The 18,469-nt window shown below is 59.7% G+C and carries 16 protein-coding genes; 3 read left to right on the forward strand and 13 right to left on the reverse strand.

Annotation, left to right across the window (positions count from 1 at the left end):
• Positions 1–70 precede the first annotated feature (70 nt).
• The 6 genes from BN77_RS06475 to osmF all read right to left on the reverse strand — a co-directional run bounded on the left by BN77_RS06475 (position 71) and on the right by osmF (position 6,800).
• The gene (locus tag BN77_RS06475) at positions 71–2,521 is read right to left on the reverse strand and encodes a glycoside hydrolase family 2 protein (RefSeq protein ID WP_007529722.1); all 2,451 of its coding nucleotides are present in this window, start codon (positions 2,519–2,521) and stop codon (positions 71–73) included.
• A gap of 9 nt (positions 2,522–2,530) precedes the next feature.
• Positions 2,531–2,926 carry a VOC family protein gene (locus BN77_RS06480; RefSeq protein WP_007529723.1) on the reverse strand — a complete coding sequence of 132 codons (396 nt, stop codon included), beginning with the start codon at positions 2,924–2,926 and terminating at the stop codon, positions 2,531–2,533.
• Positions 2,927–2,973: 47 nt separating this feature from the next.
• Positions 2,974–3,723, reverse strand: a complete 750-nt coding sequence (locus BN77_RS06485) for an ABC transporter permease (protein WP_007529724.1) — start codon at positions 3,721–3,723, stop codon at positions 2,974–2,976.
• Complete coding sequence (locus tag BN77_RS06490; protein ID WP_007529725.1) at positions 3,720–4,664, reverse strand: ABC transporter ATP-binding protein; 945 nt, start codon at positions 4,662–4,664, stop codon at positions 3,720–3,722. The genes BN77_RS06485 and BN77_RS06490 overlap by 4 nt, the downstream gene beginning before the upstream one ends.
• On the reverse strand, positions 4,661–5,827 hold the full coding sequence (locus BN77_RS06495; RefSeq protein WP_007529726.1) for an ABC transporter permease: 1,167 nt from the start codon (positions 5,825–5,827) through the stop codon (positions 4,661–4,663). The genes BN77_RS06490 and BN77_RS06495 overlap by 4 nt, the downstream gene beginning before the upstream one ends.
• A 64-nt stretch (positions 5,828–5,891) precedes the next feature.
• Entirely contained in the window at positions 5,892–6,800 is a 909-nt protein-coding gene (gene osmF, locus BN77_RS06500) for a glycine betaine ABC transporter substrate-binding protein OsmF (RefSeq protein ID WP_007529727.1), read from the reverse strand.
• 421 nt (positions 6,801–7,221) lie between these two features.
• Here osmF and BN77_RS06505 point away from each other — a divergent pair, with 421 nt between their 5' ends.
• The 3 genes from BN77_RS06505 (at position 7,222) to BN77_RS06515 (ending at position 10,315) form a co-directional block, all read left to right on the forward strand.
• Positions 7,222–8,415, forward strand: coding sequence for a LysR family transcriptional regulator (locus BN77_RS06505; RefSeq protein ID WP_007529728.1), 1,194 nt, complete (start codon positions 7,222–7,224; stop codon positions 8,413–8,415).
• A 29-nt stretch (positions 8,416–8,444) separates the two neighbouring features.
• Positions 8,445–9,173, forward strand: coding sequence for a copper homeostasis protein CutC (locus BN77_RS06510; RefSeq protein WP_007529730.1), 729 nt, complete (start codon positions 8,445–8,447; stop codon positions 9,171–9,173).
• Between the two features lie 194 nt (positions 9,174–9,367).
• Positions 9,368–10,315, forward strand: coding sequence for an IS110 family transposase (locus tag BN77_RS06515; protein WP_007529732.1), 948 nt, complete (start codon positions 9,368–9,370; stop codon positions 10,313–10,315).
• Between the two features lie 14 nt (positions 10,316–10,329).
• Here BN77_RS06515 and BN77_RS06520 read toward each other — a convergent pair whose 3' ends face one another.
• The 7 genes from BN77_RS06520 to BN77_RS06550 all read right to left on the reverse strand — a co-directional run bounded on the left by BN77_RS06520 (position 10,330) and on the right by BN77_RS06550 (position 18,287).
• A complete protein-coding gene (locus tag BN77_RS06520; protein WP_007529734.1) occupies positions 10,330–11,349 on the reverse strand; it encodes a zinc-binding alcohol dehydrogenase family protein in 1,020 nt (339 codons plus the stop codon).
• A gap of 66 nt (positions 11,350–11,415) precedes the next feature.
• The gene (locus BN77_RS06525; RefSeq protein WP_007529735.1) at positions 11,416–12,390 is read right to left on the reverse strand and encodes an ABC transporter permease; all 975 of its coding nucleotides are present in this window, start codon (positions 12,388–12,390) and stop codon (positions 11,416–11,418) included.
• A gap of 24 nt (positions 12,391–12,414) precedes the next feature.
• Positions 12,415–13,965: a sugar ABC transporter ATP-binding protein gene (locus tag BN77_RS06530; protein WP_007529736.1), complete on the reverse strand. Its 1,551-nt coding sequence runs from the start codon at positions 13,963–13,965 to the stop codon at positions 12,415–12,417.
• 117 nt (positions 13,966–14,082) lie between these two features.
• Positions 14,083–15,069 carry an ABC transporter substrate-binding protein gene (locus BN77_RS06535; protein WP_040676812.1) on the reverse strand — a complete coding sequence of 329 codons (987 nt, stop codon included), beginning with the start codon at positions 15,067–15,069 and terminating at the stop codon, positions 14,083–14,085.
• A 205-nt stretch (positions 15,070–15,274) separates the two neighbouring features.
• Positions 15,275–15,721: an RbsD/FucU family protein gene (locus BN77_RS06540; RefSeq protein ID WP_007529739.1), complete on the reverse strand. Its 447-nt coding sequence runs from the start codon at positions 15,719–15,721 to the stop codon at positions 15,275–15,277.
• 9 nt (positions 15,722–15,730) lie between these two features.
• Complete coding sequence (locus BN77_RS06545; protein ID WP_007529741.1) at positions 15,731–16,750, reverse strand: aldo/keto reductase; 1,020 nt, start codon at positions 16,748–16,750, stop codon at positions 15,731–15,733.
• A 34-nt stretch (positions 16,751–16,784) separates the two neighbouring features.
• The gene (locus tag BN77_RS06550) at positions 16,785–18,287 is read right to left on the reverse strand and encodes a UxaA family hydrolase (RefSeq protein WP_007529743.1); all 1,503 of its coding nucleotides are present in this window, start codon (positions 18,285–18,287) and stop codon (positions 16,785–16,787) included.
• Positions 18,288–18,469: the final 182 nt, after the last annotated feature.

An 18,469-nucleotide genomic window follows, 5' to 3' on the forward strand; every position in this document is an offset into this window, starting at 1 on the left:
CAGGCGTTTCTTCCTTGCGCTTCGGCGTGGTAAAACGACCTGGATGGGCCCCGTCGCTGATGGGGCCTTTTCAGTTTTGGGCGAAGAGATCGTTGGCCGAGCGCAGTACGGTACCAATGCTGATATCCCCAACCGATAACGCTTTTGCGGTCCGTAGCGCGAACACGTGAGTTTCCCCCGGAAGCAGCGTTACCAGCATGGAATCAACGACGGCTGCCGGATCGAGCCGGTCGGCCATCAGGCAAAGGTCTTTCAACAACGTCTCGGCCGTCACCTTCACAACATATCCATCCGTCGTGGCGCTAAGTTCAATCAACGCACGCGGCGCCGGAAGTTTCAGATGGATGTCCTCGATAAAGTAGTGGAATGCACGCCGGTCGAGCATCTGCACGACGATGACCTCATCGTTTGCGCTGTCTGGAGTTGCGATATCCGCCGGTAGCGGAAATTCCTTCGCCTCGAAACGGTCACATAGCAGCCGCCAGAACTCGAATTCGGCAAGCACCGTTCCGTCAAGCCGCAGCCGCTTGCCTGATATCTTCGCCCGCCAGAACAGAGTGCGCTCGTTGACGGCGACTGCCGTCAGACCGCCGTTACGCGGCTGGATCGTCAAAAGCCTCGGATCGAATGCCTGTTGCATCGCGTACCAGAGCGGTTTGCGCCGTCCCGCCGAATCGAGTGCCGCCCAGGACGTTACCGGCCAGCAATCGTTGAACTGCCAAACGACAGCGCCCTTGCAGATGTCGCGATGAGAGCGCATGTGCTCGATCGCGAAGCGGATCGCACGCGCCTGATTGAGCTGCGTGGCGAAGTGCCAGTCGTCCATCGTCCGTGGTACTGGCAGATGCCCGACGAGGCCGCGCAGGAGTTTGTCATTGCCCTGCGTCGCCTTCTGATGATGGAACACGCCGTTCGAAACCGGCGTCAGTGGCGTGTCATGTACAGTTTCCTCGATCGTCGCCCAGTTCGGAGGCGCCTGCCACCCGAATTCGGAGCAGAAGCGCGGGATGTAGTTGCGATAGATCTCGTAGCCCACGTCGTTCCAGACGTCCCAGATGTGCTTGCAGCCGTGCCCATCCGCATTGGGCTCGATCTCCATCGTCCCCGAATATGGGCTGCCTGGATAGTAGGGCCGATCCGGGTCGAGTTCGGCGCAAAGTTTCGGCAGAACATCGAGATAGTAGCCGAGCCCCCAGCTTACGCCCTCCTTGATGATCGGCCGCCAGCCCCACTCGTCGAAGCCCCAAATGTTCTCGTTGTTGCCGTTCCAGACGATCAACGACGGATGCGGCATCAGCCGGACGACGTTGTCGCGTACCTCTGCTTCGACCTCGCTGCGCAAGGGCTCTTCTTCCGGATAGGAGGCGCAGGCAAACAGGAAGTCCTGCCAGACGAGCATCCCCTGGCGATCGCACGTCTCATAGAACTCGTCGCGCTCGAAGATGCCGCCGCCCCAGACGCGCAGCAGATTGATGTTCGCAGCCTTCGCCTCCTCGATCCGGGAAACGTAGCGTTCGCCCGTCACTCGGGGCGGAAAGCAGTCGTCCGGAATCCAGTTCGCGCCGCAGAGGAAGAGCGGCACGTCGTTGATAATGAAGGTGAAGGCCGAGCCGTGCTCGTCGGGCGCGGTGTCAAGCCTGACGGAGCGGAATCCGATCTGTCTAGTGTAGTTATCCAGTAAGTCACCGCTTACGTTATCTCGCAATTCTATCTGCAGCGGGTAGAGCGGTTGCGCGCCAAGATGGTGTGGCCACCAGATCTGCGGCGCCGGAACCCTCAGCCGGAACTCGACCTCATCGGCTCCCTCCGCGATCTTTGCGACATGGCTGATGCCGGCGATGCTCGCAACGATCTTCGCATCCGTGCCGCTGTGGCGCTCGATGCGCGCGCGCACCGTCACTAGCCCGTCGGCGCCGGCAAGCTTTGCCGAAACCCGCGTCTCCGCAAACCGTGCCCGCTCCCAACTTTCCAGCCGCACCGGTTTCCAGATCCCCGATGTCACCAGCGTCGGACCCCAATCCCAGCCGAAATTACAGGCCATTTTGCGCATCAAGTTGCCGGGGCCTGGATAGTTGTTCGGCCGATAGCCGTAATGGGCCTCGATCTCGGCGCCGTACGCGTAAGGCGAGCGGAAGGTCACGACGAGCTCGTTCGGACCTTGTTTCAGCCGCGCTGATACGTCGAAGCGGTAGGTGCGGTGCATGTTGAAGGTTCGGCTAAGTTCCTCGCCGTTCAGCACGATCGTCGCGACTGTATCGAGGCCCTCGAACACCAGCTCTTGCACCTTTCCGGCTTCCGGCGATGCATCGAAGCTGCAGCGGTAGGTCCAGTCTTCCTTGCCGATCCAGTCGTTGGTGATCTCGTTGACGTCGAGATAGGGATCCGGGATCAGGCTGTTGGCGAGAAGGTCGAGATGTACGCAGCCGGGCACCTGTGCTGGAATTTCCGCCGGCAGCTCGCGTCCTCCTGTAACGTTGCAGGAAAGTGTCCAGCCCCGGCTGAGTTCGGTCTTTTCGATCATGGAAAGCTCTTAGAGATAACGGCCGTGGCGCTGCAGGACTTCGATTTTGTAGCCGTCGGGATCGGTAATGAAGAAAAATAGAGCGAGCAGCTTGCCGTCGCGATTGAGCTCGACGATCTTGCCGGGGTTCAGACCCGCTTGCGTTAGACGCTTGTGTTCGACCTCCACTTCCCGGACGGAAAGGGCCAGATGCCCGTAGCCATTGCCAAGATCGTAGGGCTCGACGCGACCCTTGTTGACAGTCAACTCCAGTTCGAAGCCGGTCTCGTCATTGCTCATATAGATCAGGGTGAAAGTGTCGAAGTCGATACGATCGGCAACCTTGAGGCCGAAGACCGTGCTGTAGAACTCGACCGAGCGCGCCTCGTCGAGAACGCGGATCATGGAGTGAATCATTTTGGCCAAGGCTGCCTCCCATTGCCGATATCACGGCAGCGTTGGTAGCCGTCGACTTATGCCGGGCGCAAGCCAATTCTTTGCGTAACGGCGTTTTCAATCAACCCCATTGCATCGTAGATCAGCACCGCCATCAGGCCGACGATCAGGCCGCCTTGCAGGATGAAGGCGGTGTTGTCCGAAATCAGCCCGGCAATAATGACTTCACCCAGTCCTTTGGCGGCCACCGTCGAACCGATCGTTGCGGTGCCAATGTTGATGACGGTCGCAACCTTCAAGCCTTCGAGGATCAGCGGCAGGGCAAGCGGCAATTCAACCTGAAAGAGCCGTTGCGTGCCATTCATGCCCATGCCGTCGGCGGCGTCGAGCACTGAGGGAGAAACTTGCTTGAGACCGGAGACGGTATTCTCGAAAATTGGCAGCAGACCATAGAGAAAAAGTGCGATCAACGTCGGTCCTGCGCCGAAGCCGGTTGCGGGCACCGCAAGGGCGAGCACCGCCACCGGGGGAAAGGTCTGGCCGGCATTGGCGATCGCCCGCGACAACGGCAGGAAGTCCTCGCCGCTCTTGCGGGTGACGAAAATGCCGCCCAGGATCGCAAGAAAGGCGCTGCCGATGATCGAGATTGCCACAAGTAGGAGATGCGAGGCGGCAAGCTGCGGAAGGCTGTTTTGGGTGTAGACGGCAGGCGCATTGTTGCTGGTCAACGGTACGAGGAGGAAGGACAGCCACTCCGTCTTAAACAAGAGCATCAAAAGCAGCCCCAACGCGGCAATGCGGAAAAGGTTCGCAGAGACGAGCTTCATGCCTTGCGGCCTAGTTGAAGCAACCGCGTCATCGAGATCGAGCCGACCGGTACATTGCTGGCGTCCTGAACGGCGGCTTCTCCGACCCCCTGCCAGATCATTTCAGCAAGCGCGTCGCGCAGGCTGAGCGTCTGCGGCAATGCGTAGGTCAGGCCTGACTTTGCTGGCTCCATGCTTTCCTTCAGCGGCAGCAGCGACATCAGCTTTAGCGCTCGGTCGGAGGTGCCAGTCAGCTGCTGCACGAAGGGATCGGTCGGTTCGGTCAGGATTTTTTCCGGGGTTGAGCACTGCAAGACCTTGCCGGCGCTCATCACAACGATCTGGTTGCCGAGGTGGAAGGCCTCGTCCATATCGTGGGTGACGAGGACGACCGTCGTACCGAACTGCTTCTGGATCGCCAAAAGATCGTCCTGGGCCTTGCCGCGGATGACAGGATCGAGCGCACCGAATGGCTCGTCCATCAACAGCAGTTCCGGTTCGGCCGCCAGCGCTCTAGCAACCCCGACGCGTTGCTGCTGGCCGCCCGAGAGCTGGTGCGGATATTTCTCGGCAAAGGTCGCGGGATCGAGGTTGAAGAGGCCCAGCAGTTCCGCGACGCGGCCTTTGATCTTTGTCGTATCCCAGCCGAGAAGCTGCGGCACCGTTGCGATGTTCTGCGCGACGGTCCGATGGGGAAAAAGGCCGTGCCCCTGGATAGCATAGCCGATCTTGCGGCGCAGCTCCGTAACCGGCACGTCCATGATGTTCTGGCCGCCGACGAAAATCTCACCCGACGTGATCGGAACGAGACGGTTGATCATCCGCATCAGCGTCGATTTACCCGAGCCCGAGGTGCCGACAACGACTGTGATCGAGCCCTTTTCCACATCCATCGAGACGTTGTCGACGACGGCGGTCGGACCGTAGCGTTTGGTAACATTCCTGATTTCGATCATGCTCATGCGGCGGATCCTCGTATGCTGTCGATGACCGCATCGAGGATGACGGCCGAAGAGAAGGCGAAGAAGACGGTCGGCACGGCGCCGAGCAGAACGAGGTCCATGGCCGTCTGGCCGAGACCCTGGAAGATGAAGATGCCAAAACCGCCCCCGCCGATCAGCGCCGCTACCGTCACCAGGCCGATCGCCTGCACGAGGACGATCCGAATGCCGGTGAGAATGACGGGAAAGGCAAGCGGCAGGTCGATACCCGTGAGGATCTGACGGCGCGTCAAGCCCATCCCTGCTGCGGCGTCGCGGACAGAAGGATCAACCCCCTGGAGCCCGACAACCGTGTTGGCGACGATCGGCAGCAGCGAATAGAGGATGAGGGCGATCAATGCGGGAGCCGCGCCGATACCGCGAATACCGATTGAGGCAGCTGCCGGAACATGGGTCGCGAGATAGCCGAGCGGCAGCATCAGAATGCCAAAGAGGGCAAGGCTCGGGATTGTCTGGATTAGGCTTAGAGCCTGCAGTACGACCGCGCGCAACCGCGGCACCCAGAAACACAGGATGCCGAGTGGCAGGCCGATGACGATCGCGATTGCCAGTGAGCCGATCGCCAGCAGCAGATGCGCCAGCGCCTCGGTCCAGAATTGTGCGGACCGCGTCGCGAATTCCTTCATGATCGAGAGATTGTCAAGCAGACCCGAGGTCAGGAAGATGCCAAGCAGGCCGGTATAGGCAGCAAGTGCCGCAATGCGCATCCACGGCGTAAGCTTGATCCTCACAAGCGCATCCGAGACCACGAGCCCGATTACGGCAAACAGCACCCAGAATCCACCGCCCGGCGTCATACGCGCGGCATTGCTGTTTGGCGGTGTGAATGCAGCTGCCGCAAGCCCGATCGTCGCAAGCAATGCCCCAATGCACAGGGTGGCAATCACCAGCCGCAACAGCGCATTTTGCAGGAAAAGCACGGCCAGGGCGGTGACGACGAGGAGGATTGTCAGGATGACGGCGGAGGGCTGGTTCAGAAGCTGCGTCAACACCATGGGTTTTCCGGCGGCGATACGGTTTGCCTTCACATAGATGAAGGGCAGGAGCGCAGTCGCGACGACGCCGGACGTCACCAGCACCACGCCAAGCCGGTCCAGCTTTCGGACCGCTAAGGTTTCTTCCATCGATCCATCCCTGTCCGGTCGATAAGATGCTCCGCCGTGGGGGGCGGAGCATCAGGCGACGAGATTATTTCAGGAAGCCTTTTTCCTTCAGGTAGCCCTCGGCAACGGATTTCGCCGGTTCACCATCCACCTGGATCTTGCCATTCAGCTTGCGTAGTTCATCGGCGCTGAGGCTCTTGAAGATTGGTGCGAGGATTTCCTCGATCTTCGGGTTTGCCTTCAACACTTCCTCGCGGATGATCGCGGTTGGTGCATAGACCTGCTGCACGTTCTTGTCGTCCTCGAGAACGGTCAGTTCGGCGGCTTGGATTGCACCATCAGTGCCATAGACCATGGCGGTGTTGGCACCATTTGTCTGCTCGGCGGCAGCCTTGATGGTCGCGGCGGTATCACCGCCGGAAAGAACGATTTCCTGGTCCGGCTTCAGCGTGAAGCCGTAGGTCGTCTGGAACGCGGGAAGCGCGCCGGCCGAATTGATGAACTCGGCGGAAGCTACGAGCTTTACGGGGCCGCCGCCGGCAACCCACTTGCCGAAATCCGACATGGTCTTCAGCTTGTTCGGGCCGGCGACATCATTGCGCACGGCAAGAGCCCAGGTGTTGTTGGCCGGTGCTGGCGTTAGCCAGACGATCTTGTTGGCATCGTAGTCGAGTTTCTTTGCGAGATCGTAGCCCTTTTGGAGGTTCTTCCAGGCCGCGTCATCGGCCTTGTTGAAGAAGAAGCCGGCATTGCCGGTGTATTCCGGATAGATATCGATTTCGCCGGCAGTGATCGCCTTGCGAAGAACCGGCGTCGTACCGAGCGCAACGCGGTCCTGCGTCTTGATGCCGTTTGCATTGAGCGCCAGCACGATTACGTTGCCAAGCAGCGTGCCTTCCGTATCGATCTTCGATGAAACCACGACGTCGGCGGCATGGGCCGTGCCTGCCGCAAAGGCGGCAAGCGAAACGGCGAGAGCGAAATTCTTCAGCATGGATTGTCCCCTTGATTTACACCGTTTGAATGCGCGCAAAGCCCCCGGCGGAAGGCTCCCGCGTATAAAATTGCCGGCGAAAGCAGTCTCGCTGCGATGGTGCCGGAAATACGTGCGTGATGGAAATAGCGTTCGCGTTGAAAAAATCGATGCAAGCCTCTCCAGTTTTGCGGTCGCGGCGTGATTATGGCGGTGAATGCAGACGCTTGCGCGAAAATGCATTTCCTTTTCTATCGCCGCGGCGATTTGTTTTTGTTCCCTTGCGCGTTTCCGCAGATGTCCGGTGCTCTTTCCGTGGTTCTACTGCCACGCCCGGTTTTGTACTTGGCAGGAGGATAGCTTTCCGATTTTGCGGCAGGGATATCTTTTTTGGCGAACACATCATATCGTTCGATTTTTCATATCGTTATGGAGAACGCAGTTGCAGCTCGGCACGTTGTTTGTTGCTAGCCAGGTGTTGTCATCAGGCTCGGTGAGGGTGACAGCACGCGCCCTTTCACTCGCAGCATCAACGGTTTCGACGGCAGTCCGTAATCTTGAAACCGAGCTGGCACTGAAGCTGACAGAACGCAGTTCCGGCGAGCTCGCGACACTGCTTGCCAGCGACGACGTCCGTGAAAAGCTCCTGCCGATCGTGCGGTCTGCCGAGACACTGGCGGGATGGATAAAAAACGCCGAGCCATCGCGCCTCTCGATCAAGATCGCCACGATGGAGCGATTTCTCGAAGTCGCAGACCAGGGCAGTATCAACCGGGCGGCACGGCGGCTAAAGCTTGGTCAGCCACAGCTTTCGCTCCAGATCGCGACTTTGGAGAAGGCGCTCGGTCACCGTCTGTTCGAGCGGCAACCTCAGGGCTCCGCGCTCACCGATCGGGGGAGTGAGATCTATGCCATCTTCCAGGCCATCACCCAGGGATGGAACGACCTGAAGGCATCCGCAGACGAACGCTATCAGCGCGCGGCGCGGGCGCTACGCATCGGTTCGATCATTCCAACAGGATCGGAAAGCTGGGTGGCGCGATGCCTCGGCACGTTGGCTGCCGAGTGGAATGCCAGCCGCAGCAAAAACGCGATCTCGCTGGTGTTGATGACGGCGGATGACCTGCGCGAAGCTCTCAAGGCCGGCCGGATTGACGTTGCAATTCTCGATTCCGTCTTCGGGCTCGAGCGATTCCGGCACCGTGAATTGCTGCAGACGAACATGGTACTCATCGCACCACTGCAAAGTCGCGAGCAGACAGTAACCGAGCTCGTCGAAAGTCATGCGATCTGCACGCCGAGTTCCCGAACCGGCCTCGGGCACGCCACGATGGCCCTAAGCCATGAGCGCGCCAACAATCGCCGCTACCGAAACCAGGATATCACCGCGGCTGACTCGCTGCCGGTCATCGTCGATCTCGTGGCCAATCACGGCTACATCTCTTTTCTTGGCCGCGTCAGCGCCGTACCTATTGCCGATAAGGTTCGGATCGTCGAACTCGATGAATACGTTCCGATGTCCTATCACGTTGCGTTCAACCATCGGAAAGCCTCAGCTGACGCAAGCGCCATGATCATCGATGCCGTTGCCAAATTAATAGCCACACCCGTCGCGCAAGAGAGCGCCTTCGATTAAAGAGACAACGGCCGACAGGAGGATCGAACGTGAGCGTTTTGCTGGAAGTATGCGTGGACAGCCCACAGGGCCTTGCAGCCGCTATCGCCGGAGGTGCCGGCCGTATCGAACTCTGCTCTGCTCTGGAGCTTGGCGGACTGACGCCGGTTGCTGGCCTGATGAAGGCTGCGGCTGCCGCACCCATTCCTGTCTATGCGATGATCCGGCCGCACGCAGGCCCCTTCGTGTTCGATGAGGCGGACGAAGAGGCGATGATAGCCGATATCGATGCCGTACGCGCTTTTGGGCTCGCCGGCGTTGTCGTCGGCGCCAATCGAATGGATGGTACGCTGGATGTATCGCTGATCAGCCGACTAAAGGCGCGCGCCAAGGGCCTTGGATCGACCCTTCACCGCGCCTTCGATCTCGTCCCTGATGCTGATGCAGCGCTGGAGCAGGCGATCGATCTTGGCTGCGAGCGCATTCTGACGTCCGGCTGTATGCCGAAAGCGATCGATGGTTTGGAGATGCTGGGACGTCTCTCCCGCAACGCGGCCGGCCGCATCTCGATCATGCCCGGCAGCGGCGTGCGTCCCGGCAACGTGGGCGACATACTGAGGGTTACGGGCGCAAGCGAGGTTCACGCCTCCTGCAGCTCACGGGTCGACAGCATCGATCCGCGGGCCGTTGCCTTCGGCTTCGAAACACCGACGACCAACCGGACGGATGCCGATGTCGTCCGTCAAATGCGCGCTGTGATCGACACGCTTGTCTTATGAATTTTCCTGCGGATCAGGCAAATTGAGTTTCATCACCGGCGGCTCGACCCCGCCGGTGATGAGAGGGGATGGATCGTCGACACGCTGACCTTTGAAGGGCCGAGCTAAAGTTTGATCACCCCTTTCTTTTCCATGTGGCCTGAACGGATACCGGGGTTTTCAAGACCCGGATGACAAGCTGAGGACAGGAAAAGATGACCCAGACGATAGCATTTTTCGCCGGTATCGACATCTCTAAAGAGACGCTCGATCTCGCCTTTTCGAATGACGTCGCCGTCGTTCAGTTCGACAATACCAAGGCCGGCTGCCGCAGGCTTGTGGCGCTTTTGGTCAAACATCAGCCTGAGTGCATCGTCTTCGAGGCGACCGGGCCTTACCATCGCGAGTTGGAGATCGCGCTGGCGGCAGCAGGGCTTGCCTATGCCAAGGCCAACCCGCGCAAGGTGCGCCGCTTTGCCGACGTGATCGGGATCCATGCCAAGACCGACCGAGTGGATGCAAGGCTGCTGGCCCGCTTCGCAGCCATGGTCGACGTGACGCCGACAGCGCAAAAGAGTGCATCGCTGCAAAACCTTGGCGAACTCATCAATGCCCGTCAAAGCCTGATTACCGACCGCACCGCCCTCAAGAACCGCAGCCATGTACAGCGCTCGAAGCTCATCATCCGCCAGAACCAGGCACGACTGACGCTGATCGAAAACCAGATTAAGGCGATCGATCAGGAAGCGATTACGCTCGTCAAGCAGGATGAGGCGCTCGCCGCCCGCTTCGACATTCTCATATCCATTCCCGGTATCTCGACATTGACGGCCATCGTCATCCTCACCGAAATGCCTGAACTGGGTACGCTCGACCAGCGACAGGTCGCCTCCCTGGCAGGCCTTGCTCCGCATCCGCGTGAATCGGGAGCCTGGAAGGGCAAGCGCTTCATTTGCGGTGGACGCGCCAATCTGCGCCAGGCACTCTATATGCCCGCTCTCGTCGCAGCCCGGTTCAATGCAGACCTCAAGACCAAATACGACGCCCTTATCGCAGCCAGGAAACCACCAAAGGTCGCCATCACCGCAATCATGCGAAAACTCATTATTCTCGCCAACGCTCTCATCAGAGATCAGCGAAAATGGTGCCAAAAACCGGCTTGATCAAAACGGATACTTTAGGCGCTGACCTTTATAACCGCCTTGATCAGGCCGCTCTTTTCGTGAGCCCACCGTGCCAGGTCGCGCGGTGCGTCTGCAAGCGTCGTGCGGTGGGTGATCAACTGGTCGACAGGCACGAACCCCCTGACGATCGAATCCACGACATGTTCGAAATCCACGCGCGTCGCATTACGGCTGCCGATTACCATCATTTCGCGCTTGTGAAACTCCGGATCGGAGAAACGGATATCGTCCTTGACGACGCTCACCAGGACGAGCGCGCCGCCATGGGCGACGAAGCTGAAGGCCCTCTCCATCGACGGGCCATAGCCGGTCGCATCGAAGACCACGTCAAAACCATCGCCGTCGGTCTTTGCCTTGACAGCTTCGGAGGCACCTTCGCCGGCAACGATGCCCGAGGAGAAACCAAATCGATCGGCGGCCATTCGCAGTCGTTCCTGACTGGTGTCGAGCAATGTGACCTCATGCCCGGCAATCCGCGAGAAGATCGCGGCGCCTAGCCCGATCGGACCAGCACCGATAACGAGTGAGCGTGATCCGGCCGGCGCCATGGAACGGCGAACCGCATGGGCGCCAATTGCGAGGAACTCGGTGGTGGCTGCGGCCTCCATGCTCACGCCACTTGCAGCATAGAGATTGCCGGCAGGGACACTGATCTCGTCGCAGAACGCTCCATCCGTATGAACTCCCAATACCTTGATGTCGGTGCAGCAGTTCGGTTTTCCCTGACGGCAGGCAACACAGATGCCGCACGAAAGATACGGGTTGACGATGACCGGGGTGCCGGCCGTCATGGCAACACCATCAGCTGCTTCCAGAACCGTCGCCGAGATTTCGTGCCCCATCACACGCGGATATTCGAGGAACGGATGCTTGCCTTCGAAGATGTGGTAATCGGTGCCGCAGATGCCGACATGGCTAACTGCAAGCCGCACCCAGCCGGCCTTTGGCGTGCCGGGGGAAGGGCGCTCCACGAGTTCGAGTACGCCTGGTTCTTGGCAGAGTACTGCTTTCATGATGGTCTCGCATTCCTGAAATGGAAGAAGCCGGCCTCGGGGCCGGCTGCATATGTCGCGGGTAGCTTACGGATTGCGGCGGCGGCGCAGCTGGTCGAAGTAGACAATCACGATGATCAGCAGGCCGGTGATGATGCGCTGCCAGAACGAATTGACGTTGAGCAGGTTCGCGCCGTTGTTGATGGTCGCCAGAATGAAGGCGCCGATGAGCGGCCCGTGAACTGAACCGACCGCGCCGAACAGGCTGGTGCCGCCGATCACCGAGGAGGCGATCGCCTGCAGTTCCCATCCGTCGGCCTGCGTGGCATTGCCGATCGCGATACGCGAGGCGAGCAGGACGCCTACAAAGGCAGCAAAGGTGGCGGAGAGAATGTAGGCGAGGTAGATGATGCGGTTCACCCGGACGCCTGAGAGGCGTGCCGCTTCGCGGTTTGAACCCACAGCGAAGAGATAGCGTCCCCAGCGGCTCAGATGCAGGAAGATGTAGGATGGGACTGCGACCAGGATGACCATCCAGAACAGGCTCGGAATGCCGAGAAAGTCTGCGCGTGCGAAGTTCGTGAAGGGCTCGTTGACGATATTGATGGTCGAGCCGTTGGTGATCAGGAGCCCGATACCGCGCAGCGACGTCAACGTTGCTAGCGTGATGATGAAGGGCGGCAATCCCATTTTGACGATGCCGAAGCCATGGAACACGCCGATTCCGACGCCGATCAGCAGCGTTATCAGGATGGACGCCCAGATCGGTACGCCTGCCTGCAGCAGCCAGGCAAGGATAACGCTGGTGAAGCCGACGATCGCGCCGACAGAAAGGTCGATTCCGGCTGTGATGATCACGAAGGTCTGGCCAAGAGCCAAAATCGCCGTCATCGCACCTTGGCGCAAGAGGTTGGAGATGTTCAGCGGCGTCCAGAAACTGGCGGTGACGAAGCCAAGGACGATCCAAAGAAAGGCCAGCAGACCGATTAGGGTCAGGCCGAAAAGAATGTTCACCTTTTTACGCGGTGGCGGTGCGGCGACCTCGGTGGGGGTTGCGGTCATTAGTTCTCTCTCCCTCTTATTCTGTCAGACGCCGATCGCTTCGCTCAGCACTTCTTCGTGTGTCGCGGCGTGGAAGTCGTGGCTCGCAACCAGCTGGCCGCGGCGGAACACGTGCAGCCGGTCCGCAAGCTCATAAACCTCAGGCAGATAGGAGGAGATCAGGATGATCCCGGCCCCCTGTTTCAGAAGCTTGGCGAACAGCCGGTAGATTTCCGCCTTGGTGCCAACATCGACACCTACAGTCGGCTCGTCGAAAATGAAGAGCCGCGCGCCGTAGCTCAGCCACTTGCCGATGACGACTTTCTGTTGATTGCCGCCGGACATGGCCGAAACCAGGACGCGCCTGCTGGGCGTCTTGATCGCAAGGTCCCGGATCTGCTGGTCGGCATTCTGCGTTTCTTCGCTGTGGCTGATGACGGGGCCCTTGCTCAGCCGCTTGAAGACCGGAAGATTGATGTTGAGCCCGATTGGCAGGTTGAGGCAAAGTCCTTGGTCGCGCCGGCTCTCAGGTGCAAGCGCGATGCCGAGTTCCATCGCCGTGCGCTCGTTCGTGATGTCGACTTTTTTGCCCATCCATTGGATCTCGCCAGCCGTCGTCTTTTCCCGGCCGAAGAGGCCGAGCGCGAATTCGCTGCGTCCGGCGCCGATCAGGCCGTAGAGCCCAACTATCTGTCCGGCCTTGACCGAGAGCGAGACATTCTCGAAGCCCGGTCCGGAAAGACCGCGCACGTCGAGGATCGTATCTCCGATCGGAATTTCTTCCTTATGATAAATCTGCTCGATCGAGCGGTTGATCATCAGGGCGATCAGCTCGGCCTCGTTTGTCTCGCCGATCGTGCGTGTGCCTACATGCGTGCCGTCACGCAGTACCGAAACGCGATCCGCGAGCTCGAACACCTCTTCCATGCGGTGGCTGATGTAGACGATCGTTACGCCTTCGCCCTGCAGACGGCGGATCAGCTTGAAAAGCTGGGCCGATTCCTGACGGGTCAGGTACGCGGTCGGTTCATCGAAAATTAGAAACTGGGTACCGCGCATTGCCGCGCGCGCCGTCGCGACAAGCTGCTGTTGGCCGATCGTCAGGTCGGCGAGCGGCACGCCGGCGGGTAGTCCGAAGCCAAGATCATCGAGGACGGCCTGCGCCATCTTCTCCATCTCGCGCTTGCGCATCAAACCATACTGATTGACCTCGTCGCCGAGAAAGAGGTTGGCCGCCACAGTCAGGTGTGGGCAGAGGACGACCTCCTGATGGACGGCGTTGATGCCGCGCGCGATCGCCTCGTTGGGAGTTGCCAGGGCCACAGGATGGCCGCACCAGCGAATCTCGCCTGCCGTTCTCGTGATGACGCCCGTCAAAAGCTTGATCAGTGTTGACTTGCCGGCGCCGTTCTCGCCAACAATCGCATGAATCTCGCCCGCCAGGAAGGTGATCGTCGCCGGCTTCAGTGCCTGGACGTAGCCGTAGTTCTTCTGCAATCCCTTGAGTTCGAGGATCGGTGAACCTGCAGGTATGCGGTTTGCCTCCGTCAGCGTGGCGCTGTCATCATGGCGATGACTGACCTCTTCCAGACTCATGGACGTCTCCTCCTCGAAATTTCCGTCTCTCCACCAATCGTCCGCTCCTGGCTCAGACGATAACACAGGTGAAGGAAAGGCCGCGCGGGATTCGTCCCGCGCGGCCGCATCAGATCATTACTTGATCTTTGGGTTCAACAGAGCGTCGATTTTCGGATCGCTCATGTTAGCCTTGGTCACCAGGTTGGCGCCGGTATCGACCTTCTCTTCGACCTTCTCGCCCTTGGATACGGCGAGCGCCGTCTTCACGCCGTCATAACCCATGCGGTAGGGATCCTGAACAACGAGACCGGCAAGCGAGCCGTCCTTGAGGAAGCCAATCGTCTTGTCGTCGCTATCAAACGCGATGACCTTGATCTTGTCGCCGAGCTTGTTCTCCGCAATCGCCTGGCCGACACCCTGACCGAGGATCAGGTTCGAAGCGAAGGCGCCCACAAGCTTTGGATTAGCCGTGATGAGATCGGTCATCATGTTGAGGCCAGTCGTGGCCTGGCCGTCGCCGTACTTGTCGGCTACGACCTTCAGGCCGGGATGCTTCGTTTTGATCTGATCCAGAAAACCTTCGCGGCGCTGCTCAAGCGAGCCGACGCCCGGAAGGTTGGTAAGGATGACGACGTCGCCCTCTTCCTTACCAGTCATTTCCTTGATCGCGGCGGCCAGACCGTCGGCCGCAATACGTCCGCCCTGGACGTTATCGGTCGTAAGGAACGATTTGAAGGCCTTGGAGTCCGCGGCCGAGTCGATGCCGATGATCGGAACGGACTTGGCGGCTTCGTCGATTGGCTTGCCGAGCGCCTTGAATTCCGTCGGCGAGATTACGATCGCTGCCGGCTTGCCGGCAACGGCATTCTCGAGAATGCTGATCTGGCCGTTAACGTCGGATTCGGCCTGTGCACCGAGTTCCGGCACGTTGACACCGAGATCCTTGCCGGCCTTGCGAGCGCCGGCCAAAACGATTTGCCAGTAGAAGGACGTCGTGTCCTTGACGATGATCGGGATCGTCACATCAGCCGCGAACGTCGTCACCGGCATTGCGGTGGCAATGACAGCGGCGCCCGCAAGAGCCGTGAAGGCTCGGCGGGAAAGAATGGATTTCATGCGCATGCGGTTCTCCTCCAAAGTGCGTTCTCCTCCAGGTAAACCGTACCGCTGAACGCGTGCGGACGATTTTTATCGATAAAAAACAATTTCAGCAGAAGCTAGCCGACCCTAAATCAAATTGCAAGTAGCTTCGCAGGCTCCATTGTCGTTTCTTTGCCTATCGCAAGTAGTTGTTTTTACAGATGTTCAACCCTGACCTAAAGTTCCGTCAGCCGCGGTAGACCTCGTCGGGGTGAACGACGCCTTTCTTCAATATCAGGTTGCCGTAGAGCCGGAATTCGGTCGTTGCAACGATGTAGGCGGCCGTGCGGGCACGCTCATAAAAGGCGAACCGTTCCAGAGAGGCGATCTTGAAGCTGCCAGCGCGCCTCGACACAATTTCTTCAAATTCGGCGCAGACCTCGGGCACGGCCCTCGGATCGCCGACCACCTCCATGCGCCAGGCCGTTTCTGGCACGAAGGTATCGAGTGGAAAGTGCGTCAGGATTGCCTCGGCCATATCGGTCGCGCTGACGCCGTCGGCACGGATGACCTCCGGCCCCATCGTGCTCGAAGGAAAGTTGGCGTCGGCAATCACTATTTCGTCGCCGTGTCCCATGCGAGCGATCGCGCGCAGCAGATCGGGATTGAGGATAGGGTGGATACCTCTCAGCATGGGCGATCCTTAAACACGTACGGCGTCTTCGCCGAGGGGCGGCGCGACGAGCGTCAGACTGTCGAATTCGGGGAAGATCGATTCCGGCAAGGCGGGCTCGAAGAGTTCCATGTTGCGCCTCAGGCTGGAAGCTTTCGCTGTGCCGATGAGCACGGACGAGACGAGCGGATCGCGAAACGGAAACTGCAGCGCCGGGGCGGCCAACGGCACGCCATGCTTGATGGCGATCTTCTCCATGCTCGCGACCTTGGCGAGCACCTCCTCTGTTGCCGGCATGTAGTCGAAATGGGAGCCGGGCACTGGTCCCGTCGCAAGAATGCCGGAATTGAAGACACCGCCGACGACGAGTGATGTTCCCTTCCGCCGGCACAGCGGCAGAAGCTCTGCTTCCGCCGACCGATCGAGCAGGGTGTAGCGTCCGGCCATCAGGATGCAGTCGATATCGGCATTGCGCATCACGTCGAGACAGACTGGAACCTCGTTGACGCCGAGACCAAAGGCCTTGATTGCGCCGGAGGACTTCAGTTGTTCGAGCGCCTTGATGCCGGTATCCAGGAACTGCTGTTGGTGGGCGGCGTTTTTCGCCGCACCATGAGTGTAGCCACCGAGATCGTGGACATAAAGGATATCGATCCGGTTCAGTCCGAGACGGGCATAGCTGAACTCCACCGAGCGCATGATGCCATCGTAGGAATAGTCGTAGTCCGCGTCGAAGGAGAGTGGATTAACATAACTGTAGTCGGGAACCGTTCCTGTCGGCACCGGGCGAAGCAGCCGGCCGACCTTGGTCGAGAGCACCCACTCCTTTTCCGGTTTGTCACGCAGGAAATCGCCAAATCGACGTTCCGCAAGGCCGAGGCCGTACCACGGCGCGACATCGAAGTAGCGAATGCCGCTGTCCCATGCAGCCTCCAGCGTCTCCATGGCCTGCTCGCGTGGGCAGGTCCGATATAAGCCGCCGAGCGCCGCGCCACCGAAGCTTACTTCGGTGACCTCAAGCTCCGTCCGGCCGATCCTCCTCGTCTTCATCATTCCTCCTCTGAAGACTTGATATGCTTGTGATTTAGAGCGTCGCGCCAAGATGCCACGGCACGAACTCATTATCGCCGTAGCCGAATTCTTCGCTCTTCGTCTTTTTGCCCGATGCCGTGTCGATGATCAGGTCGAAGATCTCGCGACCCTTGGCGCTGATCGTGGCGTCGCCTGTGGCGATCGTGCCGCAATCGATATCCATGTCCTCTTCCATCGAGGCATAGAGAGCCGAATTGCTGGAAAGCTTGATTGAAGGCGCAGGGCGGCAGCCGAAACAGCTGCCGCGGCCGGTGGTGAAGGCGATCATGTTCGCGCCGCCGGCCACCTGACCGGTTGCCGAGACTGGGTCGTAGCCGGGGGTATCCATGAAGACGAGGCCGGTAGCTGTGACTCGCTCCGCGTAGCCATAGACGGCGGTCAACGGCGAACGACCGCCCTTGGCGACCGCGCCCAGTGACTTTTCGAGGATGGTGGTCAGGCCGCCGCGTTTGTTGCCCGGCGAGGGATTGTTGTCGAGGGAGGCGCCATGCAACGCCACATACTTCTCCCACCAGGCGATTTTGTCGTCGAGTTTCGTGGCAACCTCGTCGCTGACGGCGCGGCTGCGCAGCAGGTGCTCGGCACCGTAGATCTCTGAGGTTTCAGACAGAATTGCCGTGCCGCCGGCGGCCGCCAGAAGATCAGCGGCAACGCCAAGCGCCGGATTGGCGGTGATGCCGGAAAAGCCGTCCGAGCCGCCGCACTGCAAGCCGATGATGATGTCCCCGATCGGCAACGCCACCCGCTTTTCCCTGCCAACATCCTGGGCAATCTCACGCAGCATACCCATGGCCCGCTCAACCGCGCGACGCGAGCCGCCGGCATCCTGGATGTTGAAATGGCGCTTGGCGTTACCGGCGCCGCTCTGACCGTAGAGCGTGAGCTGGTTGACTTCGCAGCCGAGCCCGATCATCAGCACGCCGCCAAAATTGACATGCCGCGTATAGCCAGCAAGCGTCCGGTGGAGGACCGCCATGCCATCGCCAGTCGAACTCATGCCACAGCCCTGGTCATGGACGATTGGCACGAAACCGTCGATGCCATCGAAGTGCGGCAGGATCGTCCGATTGGCCTCGTCGGCGATCGCACGACAGACGGTGGTGGAACAGTTCACGCTGGCAATGATACCGATGTAGTTGCGTGTCGCCGAGCGGCCGTCGGCGCGACGGTAGCCCATGAACGTGCGCGCTCGATCTGCAGCGCTTGCTTCCTCGGGCGCGGAGTTGGCGGTTGCAGCGAGACGATCGTTCTCGAAGTGCAGATTATGGCTGTGAACATGGTCGCCGGCCTTGACGTCCGCCGTCGTGCGTCCGATTGCCTGGCCGTATTTGACGACTGGCTGGCCGAGCGCAATATCACAGAGGGCAATCTTGTGCCCGGGGTCGATCTTCTCGCGTGTCTGGATGCCGGCGACCGTCGCGCCGGAGGGGATCGCCGCCGTTGCGACCGCAACGTTGTCGCCGGCAGACAAGATGATCCAGGGGTCCTTGGTCAACATTCTTCTCCCTAGGGAAACACTCGCTGCGTCGGCGAATGCTCATTGATTTTGTTTTTTATCTACAATAAACATTTTCAAGTCAACGGGATTATTGATCCTGTGGACGAGGGAGGCAAACAGCCGCATGCAATCCAAAATAAGATAAGGATTGCCAAGAGATAAGCTTCTGCCACGCTTCG

Source organism: Rhizobium mesoamericanum STM3625 (genome assembly GCF_000312665.1).
Classification (GTDB): Bacteria; Pseudomonadota; Alphaproteobacteria; order Rhizobiales; family Rhizobiaceae; genus Rhizobium; species Rhizobium mesoamericanum.

What these genes read in the sequence shown, in the direction of transcription:
- BN77_RS06520 (WP_007529734.1), bottom strand. Translation starts at nt 11,349, where the DNA reads ATGAAAGCAGTACTCTGCCAAGAACCAGGCGTACTCGAACTCGTGGAG.
- BN77_RS06525 (WP_007529735.1), bottom strand. Translation starts at nt 12,390, where the DNA reads ATGACCGCAACCCCCACCGAGGTCGCCGCACCGCCACCGCGTAAAAAG.
- BN77_RS06540 (WP_007529739.1), bottom strand. Translation starts at nt 15,721, where the DNA reads ATGCTGAGAGGTATCCACCCTATCCTCAATCCCGATCTGCTGCGCGCG.
- BN77_RS06545 (WP_007529741.1), bottom strand. Translation starts at nt 16,750, where the DNA reads ATGAAGACGAGGAGGATCGGCCGGACGGAGCTTGAGGTCACCGAAGTA.
- BN77_RS06530 (WP_007529736.1), bottom strand. Translation starts at nt 13,965, where the DNA reads ATGAGTCTGGAAGAGGTCAGTCATCGCCATGATGACAGCGCCACGCTG.
- osmF (WP_007529727.1), bottom strand. Translation starts at nt 6,800, where the DNA reads ATGCTGAAGAATTTCGCTCTCGCCGTTTCGCTTGCCGCCTTTGCGGCA.
- BN77_RS06535 (WP_040676812.1), bottom strand. Translation starts at nt 15,069, where the DNA reads ATGCGCATGAAATCCATTCTTTCCCGCCGAGCCTTCACGGCTCTTGCG.
- BN77_RS06515 (WP_007529732.1), top strand. Translation starts at nt 9,368, where the DNA reads ATGACCCAGACGATAGCATTTTTCGCCGGTATCGACATCTCTAAAGAG.
- BN77_RS06485 (WP_007529724.1), bottom strand. Translation starts at nt 3,723, where the DNA reads ATGAAGCTCGTCTCTGCGAACCTTTTCCGCATTGCCGCGTTGGGGCTG.
- BN77_RS06475 (WP_007529722.1), bottom strand. Translation starts at nt 2,521, where the DNA reads ATGATCGAAAAGACCGAACTCAGCCGGGGCTGGACACTTTCCTGCAAC.
- BN77_RS06490 (WP_007529725.1), bottom strand. Translation starts at nt 4,664, where the DNA reads ATGAGCATGATCGAAATCAGGAATGTTACCAAACGCTACGGTCCGACC.
- BN77_RS06495 (WP_007529726.1), bottom strand. Translation starts at nt 5,827, where the DNA reads ATGGAAGAAACCTTAGCGGTCCGAAAGCTGGACCGGCTTGGCGTGGTG.